Origin of the sequence: Mycoplasma sp. Pen4 (assembly GCF_014352955.1) — a bacterium.
Taxonomy (GTDB): domain Bacteria; phylum Bacillota_I; class Bacilli_A; order Mycoplasmatales; family Metamycoplasmataceae; genus Mycoplasmopsis.
Map to the genome: position 1 here is coordinate 288,282 of NZ_CP060691.1, position 11,706 is coordinate 299,987.

Consider the following 11,706-nt stretch of genomic DNA (forward strand, 5'->3'; position numbering starts at 1 on the left):
GGAGAAATTATGAACAAAAAATTTAATTCATTAAATCTTTTAGCAACAAATAATTTTTCTCGTGATAGTCTTATTAACTCAATTAAAGAAGAAAAAATTATTAAACCATTAATTAAAAGTTTAAAAATCTCAGATGAAGAAATTTGAGATTCTTTTAATAACTTAATTGACTACAAAATTCACCGTGAAAAACCAGATGAATTCCCTTATCACTTGCATGCAAAACGTAATGAAGAAGGTAAATTAGTCTTTTGAAGCAAATTAGCAGATAATCAAAAAGCAAATCAACTTCGTTTAATGAATAATATGTTGCTTCAAGATGTATCAAGTCCAATTCATGATGAAACATTGAGAGACTACTTTATTGATGAAAACAAATATTATGAGCTCAACAGCATGCGTCAAGAAGTATTAAATGTAGTTGATAAAAAACTACCTTTAAGTGATTTATATGGTGTATTTTTCTATGGACCGGCAAATAGCGAACGTAGTGAATACTTATATCGTTTTGCAAATACACTTGCACTAACAGATAATAAAGTTGCATACATTAATATCAATGATTTAAACAATGAAGCTAAAAAAACAATCGAAAATAGTGAAACTTCTTTTGAATCAAGAAAGTATTTAATTGATACACTTTCAAATGTTGATATCTTAATCTTAGATGAAATCGGATTAAATAAATATACACAATGATTCCTTGAAACATTCATGATTAAAATATTAGAAAATAGAATTCGACTTAAAAAAATAACTTATTTTGGAAGTTACTACCCATTGAATATCTTAAAAAATAATTTAATTAATGAGCGTAAGTCTCAAAATGGTTCACAATTAACAAAACCATTAATTGATAAAATAATAAAACTTATTATTTCGCTTACTAAAGTCGAAGTCTTTATAGGAGAATAAATGAAAATAGTTTTAGCAGGTACTCCAGAATTTGCTGTTCCAGCATTTCGTGAAGTAATTGAAAACTTCGAAGTTGTTGCAATTATCTCACAACCAGATCGTCCAGCAAATCGTGGATATAAAGTAATACCAACACCAGTTAGTTTATTAGCAAAAGAATACAATATACCTTTATTCCAACCTAATAAAATTTCAGAAGTATATGATGAATTAGCAAAACTTGATTTTGGTATCTTTCTTACTTGTGCTTTTGGTCAATTCATTCCAAATAAAATTCTTGCATTACCTAAAAAAGCAGCAATTAATATTCATGGATCATTATTACCAAAATATCGTGGTGCAGCACCAATTCAATATTCATTATTAAATGGTGATAAACAAACAGGTTTATCACTTATCTATATGATTGATAAAATGGATGCAGGTAATATTTTAAAAACCGCAGCAATTGATATTGAAGAAACCGATACTTCAGATACATTATTTGCTAAACTTTCAGCGCTTGCTGCAAGTAAAATTACATCATGATTACATGATGTTGAAACTAACAACATTGACAATATTATTCAAGATGAAGAACAAGTTGTTTTATCACCTAAATTACTCAAAGAAAATGCTTTTTTAGACCCTAATTCAACACGTGAAGAAGCATTTAATAAAATTAGAGCATTTAGCTCTAATCCTGGCGCTTATACATTTGTTAATGACAAACGTTTAAAAGTATATTATGCAACAAAAAACGTTGTTAAAAATGGTATTAAATTAAGTTTTTCTGATGGGGATTTATATGCAATTGACTATCAGTTTGAAACTAAAAAAAGAGTAAAATTATAAAAAATGTATTGTTATGCATTCATAACAGCAAAACAAAATTAATGCTTTGCATTTTTATACCTTGCTTATTGTTTTTAATAACATTGAAGTTTGAGCATGCCTGGTTTTCCACATTATTGCACACTATTCCATAAAAAAGTAGAAATTATTTGACTAATATATATATATATATATATATATATATAATAAATTATCTAAATAATTAAATTTTAAGGAGAAACATGGAATCATCAAAAAGTAGAACAGTGTTAACACTTTTATCTTTCTTTTTTGGAGCATTAGGTGTTGATAGATTTTACGCAGGTAACGTAATGTTAGGTATTATAAAATTCTTAACATTTGGTGGATGAGGAATTTGAGCACTTGTAGACTTTATTTTAGCTGTTGCCGGAAAAATGAAAGATGGCAGTGGCGCAGTAATTTCTAAATGATAATATTTACAAAATAGTGTAATATCACATTGAAAGCACCCTTGATGGGTGTTTTTGATTCATAAAATAGTATTTTTAGTGTTTGCTTTATGCAGTAAACTTAATAGTTGTTTTTAAATTTTATAATTCATACTCTTAACTTGGATTTATTAATTGAAACTAATAAAGTGTGTCTTGTGATTGATATTAATAATATGTAGTCACTTAAACTTAGGTAATTATAAAAAAACACTCTTAATCGAGTGTCTTAAAATGCAATAAGCAAGTTGCTGTTTTACATTTTAGAATGTGCTAAAGACACATTTTTTTATAATGAGGGGGGTTAAGATGCTTTGTTTAAAATATTTTGGAACCGAGAAATGTTGGTGTGTAGCGATACACACTAACATTTTTTTATACTTGCTGCTTCTAAAAAAGGAGAAGGCAATGCAAGATAAATTGTGAGAAGCGTTAGCAACTGTTGATTTTAAAATTAGCAAACATTTAATGAAAAGAATTGGTAGAAGCAAAATAATGATTATTATGTTTGCTTTAATGCTCCATATGAAAGAGAAAGGTATCACCATAACTTTACAAGCATTTATGGAGTTCGGTTTAAAGTATGACAGTACACAAAAAAATATGAAGAAACTCGAAAAGATGAACTTTGTTAGAAAAACAAGAAGAGTTAAAAATCTTTACTGAGAATACAAGGTAGTTAGAGCATCAAGAATTAAAGGACAAACTAACGATTGACTAGAACTTAAAACTAAAACAGATTGAGTGCTATTTTTGCAAGGAAATCTAACTACTGTTAAACTGTATCAATTCATAATTTCAAGCGCTAAAAAATCTCACAATAAAATCACATTAAATCTCTCAAATAAAAAACTACAAAAATACACTGATGAAATCTCAAGAAAGACAATTTATAACCACTTGAAAATCATCGCTAAATTTGTTTTTAAAGATAAGTACAAAAATATTTTTAATATAAACAAAAAATCATTTTTAAAGAGAGCAAGAATAACAAAAAATTTCCTAACCTTACAAGAATATAAAAATGCAATTATTTCAAGAAGCACACCAACTTCACAAAGAAATTTATTATCGAATATTAGTTATTTAAATTGCATTAAATGTTCTTCAAAAAAACTTTCATTACAAAATAATCACTATCAACACTTTTTCTCAAGAGATGGTAAGTGCATTTGATGAACCAAAAATAAAAGTTGCAAAACATACATTCATCAACCATCAATGGAACACTACAACTACGAACCAAGTTCTATTCGTTGAACTAGAAAGCGTTCAATAGATGTAAATACTTTTTTAAATAGTGTTGCTTAGCAAATTATTACCCATTATAAATATATAAATATATTTATATAATACGTGCTTTGCACATATTATGCTTTGTTTTGTTGCGGAACCACTAAAAAAAGAAAGGAATTAGACTATGTTTGACATTTCAAATAGAAAAGATGATGTTTTTTGTTGAATAAATTTCGAAAAATTTAATTTCAATGCTTTTGATAAGGTTTTACCTCCTTGCGATGATATAGAATGCAAAATATCTGGTTTTCAACATTTATGCATCGAAAACAACATAGAACTTTTGGAAAATAGATTTGGAAACAATAACAAATCATTGCACTTAAAATTCAAAAATCAAAAAGATTTATCAAAACTATTAAAACTTTTTTACAAACTAGACAATAACACCATTTTGAATAGTGTTATTAAAGTTAATATGGTTAAGACTAAAGAATACACCTTATCTTGAAAAGATAATTAGACATTAAAATGAGTAATTCTAATGACGCTGTTTTTGTTCAATTTGAATTCACTAAATTTGGTGTTGATAAAAAACAAAAAGTAGGACAAAAAGGTGTTCACGACTTTGAATTTTATACATCTGGTAATTACCTAAATTACATTTCTCGTGAAGAAGCTGTTTATATTCAAGATAACAATTCATCAACAGAAGAATTGAAAAGAAATTACCTAACATCAAATTTAACTTTTGATGAATGATATAAATCAAAAACAAAAGCAGCAAGCAAGAGTGATAAAAGTGGTGTTTATAAACTGTTTAGCGATCGTGCTGATGATTTAAATGAAAAAGAAATTAAAGAATTAAATAATCACGTTAAAAAATTGAGCAAAGAACAAAATATCTGAGAAATGATAATCAACCTTGGAGATGTTGATGGCGAGAAATATTTCTTTGTAGATAAAAACCAATGAAATGATGTTTTGTCGAGAACATTAAGTGGTTTGTTAAAAAACAATGGACTTAAACCAAAAGACATTGATGGTTTTTACACTTTACACGCTAATACCGGTAAACCGCATCTACATTTGTGTTTTTATGAAAACAAACCATCATTTAGAAATGGCACATATCGTCCAAAAGGGGCATTTAAAAAAGAAAGCATTAGTCATTTTGCACAAATGTTTAAAGCTGAAGTTACTAACCCCACCGAGTTAGCGAAACTTCAAAATATTAAATCAACGATTTGAAATGATAAAAAAATGATTAAAGCTGATTTAAAAAATAGATTAAATGATTTCTCAAGCGACTTTAATGTTCTTAGCAAAATTAGACAAATTAAACACGAGTATTACAAAGAACAAGGAGAACATAAAACAAGTTATGATTGATTTTTATGGAACCGAGAAATGTTGGTGTGTAGCGATACACACTAACATTTTTTTATACTTGCTGCTTCTAAAAAAGGAGAAGGCAATGCAAGATAAATTGTGAGAAGCGTTAGCAACTGTTGATTTTAAAATTAGCAAACATTTAATGAAAAGAATTGGTAGAAGCAAAATAATGATTATTATGTTTGCTTTAATGCTCCATATGAAAGAGAAAGGTATCACCATAACTTTACAAGCATTTATGGAGTTCGGTTTAAAGTATGACAGTACACAAAAAAATATGAAGAAACTCGAAAAGATGAACTTTGTTAGAAAAACAAGAAGAGTTAAAAATCTTTACTGAGAATACAAGGTAGTTAGAGCATCAAGAATTAAAGGACAAACTAACGATTGACTAGAACTTAAAACTAAAACAGATTGAGTGCTATTTTTGCAAGGAAATCTAACTACTGTTAAACTGTATCAATTCATAATTTCAAGCGCTAAAAAATCTCACAATAAAATCACATTAAATCTCTCAAATAAAAAACTACAAAAATACACTGATGAAATCTCAAGAAAGACAATTTATAACCACTTGAAAATCATCGCTAAATTTGTTTTTAAAGATAAGTACAAAAATATTTTTAATATAAACAAAAAATCATTTTTAAAGAGAGCAAGAATAACAAAAAATTTCCTAACCTTACAAGAATATAAAAATGCAATTATTTCAAGAAGCACACCAACTTCACAAAGAAATTTATTATCGAATATTAGTTATTTAAATTGCATTAAATGTTCTTCAAAAAAACTTTCATTACAAAATAATCACTATCAACACTTTTTCTCAAGAGATGGTAAGTGCATTTGATGAACCAAAAATAAAAGTTGCAAAACATACATTCATCAACCATCAATGGAACACTACAACTACGAACCAAGTTCTATTCGTTGAACTAGAAAGCGTTCAATAGATGTAAATACTTTTTTAAATAGTGTTGCTTAGCAAATTATTACCCATTATAAATATATAAATATATTTATATAATACGTGCTTTGCACATATTATGCTTTGTTTTGTTGCGGAACCACTAAAAAAAGAAAGGAATTAGACTATGTTTGACATTTCAAATAGAAAAGATGATGTTTTTTGTTGAATAAATTTCGAAAAATTTAATTTCAATGCTTTTGATAAGGTTTTACCTCCTTGCGATGATATAGAATGCAAAATATCTGGTTTTCAACATTTATGCATCGAAAACAACATAGAACTTTTGGAAAATAGATTTGGAAACAATAACAAATCATTGCACTTAAAATTCAAAAATCAAAAAGATTTATCAAAACTATTAAAACTTTTTTACAAACTAGACAATAACACCATTTTGAATAGTGTTATTAAAGTTAATATGGTTAAGACTAAAGAATACACCTTATCTTGAAAAGATAATTAGACATTAAAATGAGTAATTCTAATGACGCTGTTTTTGTTCAATTTGAATTCACTAAATTTGGTGTTGATAAAAAACAAAAAGTAGGACAAAAAGGTGTTCACGACTTTGAATTTTATACATCTGGTAATTACCTAAATTACATTTCTCGTGAAGAAGCTGTTTATATTCAAGATAACAATTCATCAACAGAAGAATTGAAAAGAAATTACCTAACATCAAATTTAACTTTTGATGAATGATATAAATCAAAAACAAAAGCAGCAAGCAAGAGTGATAAAAGTGGTGTTTATAAACTGTTTAGCGATCGTGCTGATGATTTAAATGAAAAAGAAATTAAAGAATTAAATAATCACGTTAAAAAATTGAGCAAAGAACAAAATATCTGAGAAATGATAATCAACCTTGGAGATGTTGATGGCGAGAAATATTTCTTTGTAGATAAAAACCAATGAAATGATGTTTTGTCGAGAACATTAAGTGGTTTGTTAAAAAACAATGGACTTAAACCAAAAGACATTGATGGTTTTTACACTTTACACGCTAATACCGGTAAACCGCATCTACATTTGTGTTTTTATGAAAACAAACCATCATTTAGAAATGGCACATATCGTCCAAAAGGGGCATTTAAAAAAGAAAGCATTAGTCATTTTGCACAAATGTTTAAAGCTGAAGTTACTAACCCCACCGAGTTAGCGAAACTTCAAAATATTAAATCAACGATTTGAAATGATAAAAAAATGATTAAAGCTGATTTAAAAAATAGATTAAATGATTTCTCAAGCGACTTTAATGTTCTTAGCAAAATTAGACAAATTAAACACGAGTATTACAAAGAACAAGGAGAACATAAAACAAGTTATGGTTGATTAAATAAAAATCAATCATCTAATTCACAAAAACTTATCAAAGAACTTGCTTATTGACTTTTAGAAACTGATACTTCCCTTTCAAATAAATATAAAAGTTTCAAAAACCAAATCTTTCAGTTAATTAATTTAAAAACCAATAATCAGTTTTTAGAAAAGCAAAAACAAGATTTCTTAGAAAGTGAATTTAATGAGTTAGAAAGCGCTTTATGTAATCTAGTCTTGAATTTAGTTGTTAATACACCAACTCAACAATTATCAGACTGGTTTAACCCTAATAAACGCAAAAATACACTCGATTATTTAATTAAAAAATGAATTTATCAAGCAAACAGAGTTCTAGATGAGAAAGAATATCAAGCAAAACAAAATTATAAGCACAACATAGCACAAGGTAGATAAAGGAGTTATGAAATATGACGTTTAAAAAAGATTCGATACTTTGAATTGTATTAAAAGCACTTCTTTGTTTTATTATTCTTCCTACACTTGCTTTCATAATTGTCTCGTTGACTTTGCATATTGTTCATTTTGGTTCAAAAGTTTTATCTAATGTTCTTAATAAACACATTTCATTAAAATAAACTCATTTCATTTTATGAGAAACTGCTAAAAACCATTCTTATTATCGTTGATACCTTATCGGCATTCCATTAGCAATAGCAATCATTTCTTTCTTATATTTCTTTACAACTGGAAAAGGAAACAAAAAAACAAAAAGTAAATGTGGTTGATTATGAAATCAAGTTAAACATTTAGGTTCTTGAAAAAAATTCCACAAAACATTTAAAGAACCAACCGATAACTTTTGTTTTGGTGTATTAAATAAAAAATTCTATTCTGATAAAAAAGATAATCACGCAATTGTTCTTGGTACTTCAGGTAGTGGTAAGACACAAAAGGTTTTATTACCCAATATCGAGTATATGGCGACACATCATAAACCTAACTTAGTTTTAACCGACCCGAAAGGCGAAATTCTAAGTCTTAGTGGAAATATTTTAAAAGAAAACGGTTATGACATCAAGGTGCTTGATTTAATGAATATCAAAGATAGTATTCTCTGAAACCCTTTATTCCCCGCCTGAGAAGCAATTCATAAGTCGCCAAAAAATCTAAACCTAACTTTAAAAGAACAAGAAAATGAGAATGCTGATGAAGAAATTACAATGAAAGTATCTGAATGAGAAATTGCGGAAGCATTTAAAGAAATAGAAACTTTAGTTGATGCAATTGCAATCGGTATATCTGATGGTGGAAGTAAAAGAGATATTTGAGAACGTAATGGAAAGGTAACTGTAAATATTATTCTTAAATTTATGTTGCTCTACTCAATTCAAGAAGCAAGTTTTAAACTTGAAAACTTCAATTTATCATCAGTTCTTGAATTTTTAGAATTGCAACAATTTAAAAATGGTGCTTGAACAAAAATACTTCAACAAAATAAAGAACAACAATATTGAAAAAGTCTTTTTGATATATGAAAAACACAAGCATCAATCAATGATGATACATTGACTTCTACGTTATTTAATGCAACAGATATTATTGGGCCGTTTTCAAAAAACCCTGAACTAGTAACACTAACAAGTAGAAACAACTTTGTTTTATCGGAATTATTCAAAGAAAGTCCTGAGAAACCTTTTGCACTTTATATTCGTTATAACGATGCAGAAGCATCAACTAAATTCTTGATAACAATATTTGTTACTCAAGTTTATAATGCTGCAATTAAATTTACAAGAACAATTAAGAATAATCAATTACCAAGATCGCTTTATTTCTTATTGGAAGAATTTAACACTTTAGCAAATATAGATATTGCTGATTGAATGGCGATATCACGTTCAAGAAAAATATTCTTTATGTTAATCTTGCAAGATTTTGAACAATTAGCAAAATATGCAAATGGTCGCAAAGGAGATGAATTAATTAAAAATCAAGCACAAATACTTTATTACTTGCATACTAATTCAGTCGATTCGATGAATACAATTTCTAAACTTCTAGGAAAGGTTGAAGTTGAAAAAGTTTCAACAACCGCATCTAAGAATGGAACATCAGAAAGTACATCAATCATAGAAAAAGATTTAATGTCTGTTGATGAACTTAAAACAAAAGATACTGATGAGATGATAGTTTTTACTGCTGGTTATAAACCATTCTTATTTAAACCAAAACCCTTTTATAAGATGCACGATTTAAGCAAATTAGAAAAATATGTTGTTGAAAGACAATGAAATGAAAATAAAGATAATTCAATATTTAGTTTCGATTACTCATCAATGCTAAAAAAGAAAGTTAAAAAAGAATTACCAACTCAAGAAAATAAAAATTCCCCATCACATTATGATGAAGAAATCGCTAAAAACACTTCAGATAATCGAATTAAATTGCCAGAAGTTGCACTTCCAAAACAACAAGATACCCCACCTGAACTACTTGCACAACAAAATTATAGTTATGCAAAAGTTCTTTTAAGAAGCATTGATGAATAACGAACAATATAAATCATCTGAAGGTATCTTTAATACGATTATAGAAAATGCTGAATATGTTTTAAATACTTTTATTGCTTCAAATTTTATTTTCAATGCATTTATTCAATTTGTTAAACTGCAAGTTAATCAATTTGACTTATTCACTCTTTTACACTTATTCTACATATCACAAATTGTTAATAATAATCAAAATGAAGTATTTTTATATGAATGACAAGCAAAAGAAATTGGTTCAGAGTACGAAACTTCAACCAAAGAACAAATAATTGGTGTTTGTACATTGAAAAATAACACTACTAAGAAGTTTTACAAGTATCAAATAATAGGCGTGATACCTAAAAGAACTAGACAAAATTCATATCGTATGATAATGCAACAAGCAAAATTAAGAAATATTTGAGATGTACTAAAAGAACATTTATCAAAGTATTACAACTTTTTTGAGTGCTCGTCTCCCCAAAAACAAGCGATTGATTTAGACAATAGAAAAATTTACGTATTTGAAAAAACAAAAACTATAGAGCTGTTGCTTTTAGCTGAGATTGCATTAAATTTCAAAAATAATCAAGACTTTTGAAATGCTAATAATCAAGAAACAACTACCATGACATTAATTTGATTACATTCATTCTATAATGCGCACCTAAAAAATAGTGCAAAGTTATCAAAATTAACAAAATTATTAAATTTTTTAAATAATGATGAATTGAATTCCATCAAAATTGAAATCTTGCAAAAAACTTTTGATTTAGCATTGAAAATTTTTAACAAGATTGGACATAGTGATGAAACATTCAAGTTAATGACTGAAAAATAATAAATAAAACCAAGGAGATACTATGGAATTAACAAAAGAATTAAAAGATGCATTGTGACTTTATACTGGTTATTTACAATATGGCTTAGATGATGAAGTTTTATATGAAGCAATAGAAAATACAAATCAAGTAGCTGATATTAATTCATTCCTTAAATTACTTAATACTATGCGTGATACTTGTAGTGATTATACACTTACCGATTTTACATCATTGTGTTGCTCTGGTAAATTAACCGATGAAAACGTAAGTGATTTACTTGAAATCATTAATACTGAAGATAAAACCACCTTTGTTCTTGAACACGATGAAGACATTATTTCATATGATGGTTTATTAGAAATAGTTGATATTGATTTAAAAGAAAATGGACTAGAAAGTCAATATAGATATTTAATAAACCCATTAACAAGAAATGTTAGTGAAAACGTTGAGTATGTCAAAGTAAATGTTTATTTAAATGATTTAAAAGAAATTGATATTGATGAAGAATTTTGAAATTTAAGAGATGATGCAATATCTGATTATGTTAATGAAACTTTTAAAATCATAGAAGAAGCAAGACAAAAATCAAGTTCAACAACCAAAATATAAGGAGATTAATATGAATAATATTAACGAAAAACTAAACCCGAAATTTATTATTGAAGAATTAACTTCATTTATGGAAAAACTCAAAAATGCAGATGTAGATTTGATAATTGAAGCACTTAAACAGACACAACTAACAAATGATGTTGTTCCTAATTTAAAGAAAATATTTAAAAACTTTGAACAAGAAGAAGCAAAAGAAACAGCAAGAGAAGCGTTTATTAATGTTTTAAAAAATAAAGAACTCACAAACAATGACATAAATGAGATTTTAGAAGCAACAAATGTTTTTAATATTAGTGATACATATGAAAAATTTACTTATTTATCTGAACCTAAGAATGGAGGATGGTATGGTGCTGAATTTATTTTATGTGAAACACTAAAAGAAGTAATTGATGATGATTTTGCTAGAAACGGAATTAAATCTGAGTATGTGAATTTAGCATATCGCTTAAAAAACGAATTAACCGAATTAATTGAAGATGCTCACTATATTATGTTAAACGATGTAGATTGCAAAACTCTTGAAGGTATCGAACCCACTGCTCTAAGTGATGATGATGTTAACGATTACTTCCGAGAAGTAGCAAATTGAAATGTTGAGTACTTTCTTGAAAAATGAACTAAAAAACAAACATCAAGTTCAACATCAAAAATGTAGT

Annotated in this window: 13 protein-coding genes; all 13 read left to right on the plus strand. The window is 27.2% G+C overall.

All coding sequences use genetic code 4. The features are described from left to right. The first annotated feature begins 9 nt into the window (after positions 1 to 9). Complete coding sequence (locus tag H9M94_RS01030) at positions 10 to 915, plus strand: hypothetical protein (RefSeq protein ID WP_187469748.1); 906 nt, start codon at positions 10 to 12, stop codon at positions 913 to 915. Next, positions 916 to 1,749, plus strand: coding sequence for a methionyl-tRNA formyltransferase (gene fmt / locus H9M94_RS01035; RefSeq protein ID WP_187469749.1), 834 nt, complete (start codon positions 916 to 918; stop codon positions 1,747 to 1,749). It begins immediately after the preceding gene. A 221-nt stretch (positions 1,750 to 1,970) separates the two neighbouring features. Further along, entirely contained in the window at positions 1,971 to 2,183 is a 213-nt protein-coding gene (locus H9M94_RS01040) for a TM2 domain-containing protein (protein ID WP_187469750.1), read from the plus strand. A gap of 423 nt (positions 2,184 to 2,606) precedes the next feature. Then, the gene (locus H9M94_RS01045) at positions 2,607 to 3,509 is read left to right on the plus strand and encodes a hypothetical protein (RefSeq protein WP_187469658.1); all 903 of its coding nucleotides are present in this window, start codon (positions 2,607 to 2,609) and stop codon (positions 3,507 to 3,509) included. 109 nt (positions 3,510 to 3,618) lie between these two features. Next, the gene (locus tag H9M94_RS01050; protein WP_187469659.1) at positions 3,619 to 3,957 is read left to right on the plus strand and encodes a hypothetical protein; all 339 of its coding nucleotides are present in this window, start codon (positions 3,619 to 3,621) and stop codon (positions 3,955 to 3,957) included. 8 nt (positions 3,958 to 3,965) lie between these two features. Beyond that, positions 3,966 to 4,871: a relaxase MobL gene (locus tag H9M94_RS01055; protein ID WP_187469751.1), complete on the plus strand. Its 906-nt coding sequence runs from the start codon at positions 3,966 to 3,968 to the stop codon at positions 4,869 to 4,871. 40 nt (positions 4,872 to 4,911) lie between these two features. Continuing rightward, on the plus strand, positions 4,912 to 5,814 hold the full coding sequence (locus tag H9M94_RS01060; protein WP_187469658.1) for a hypothetical protein: 903 nt from the start codon (positions 4,912 to 4,914) through the stop codon (positions 5,812 to 5,814). A gap of 109 nt (positions 5,815 to 5,923) precedes the next feature. Next, the gene (locus tag H9M94_RS01065; RefSeq protein WP_187469659.1) at positions 5,924 to 6,262 is read left to right on the plus strand and encodes a hypothetical protein; all 339 of its coding nucleotides are present in this window, start codon (positions 5,924 to 5,926) and stop codon (positions 6,260 to 6,262) included. An 8-nt stretch (positions 6,263 to 6,270) separates the two neighbouring features. After that, positions 6,271 to 7,533: a hypothetical protein gene (locus tag H9M94_RS01070; RefSeq protein WP_187469660.1), complete on the plus strand. Its 1,263-nt coding sequence runs from the start codon at positions 6,271 to 6,273 to the stop codon at positions 7,531 to 7,533. 419 nt (positions 7,534 to 7,952) lie between these two features. Next, the gene (locus H9M94_RS01075; RefSeq protein ID WP_255483483.1) at positions 7,953 to 9,629 is read left to right on the plus strand and encodes a type IV secretory system conjugative DNA transfer family protein; all 1,677 of its coding nucleotides are present in this window, start codon (positions 7,953 to 7,955) and stop codon (positions 9,627 to 9,629) included. Then, entirely contained in the window at positions 9,622 to 10,449 is an 828-nt protein-coding gene (locus tag H9M94_RS01080) for a hypothetical protein (protein ID WP_187469662.1), read from the plus strand. Before H9M94_RS01075 ends, H9M94_RS01080 begins: the two co-directional genes overlap by 8 nt. A 22-nt stretch (positions 10,450 to 10,471) precedes the next feature. Continuing rightward, the gene (locus H9M94_RS01085; protein ID WP_187469663.1) at positions 10,472 to 11,044 is read left to right on the plus strand and encodes an Mbov_0392 family ICE element protein; all 573 of its coding nucleotides are present in this window, start codon (positions 10,472 to 10,474) and stop codon (positions 11,042 to 11,044) included. 10 nt (positions 11,045 to 11,054) lie between these two features. Further along, positions 11,055 to 11,705 carry a hypothetical protein gene (locus H9M94_RS01090; RefSeq protein WP_187469664.1) on the plus strand — a complete coding sequence of 217 codons (651 nt, stop codon included), beginning with the start codon at positions 11,055 to 11,057 and terminating at the stop codon, positions 11,703 to 11,705. The last annotated feature ends 1 nt before the right edge of the window (position 11,706 follow it).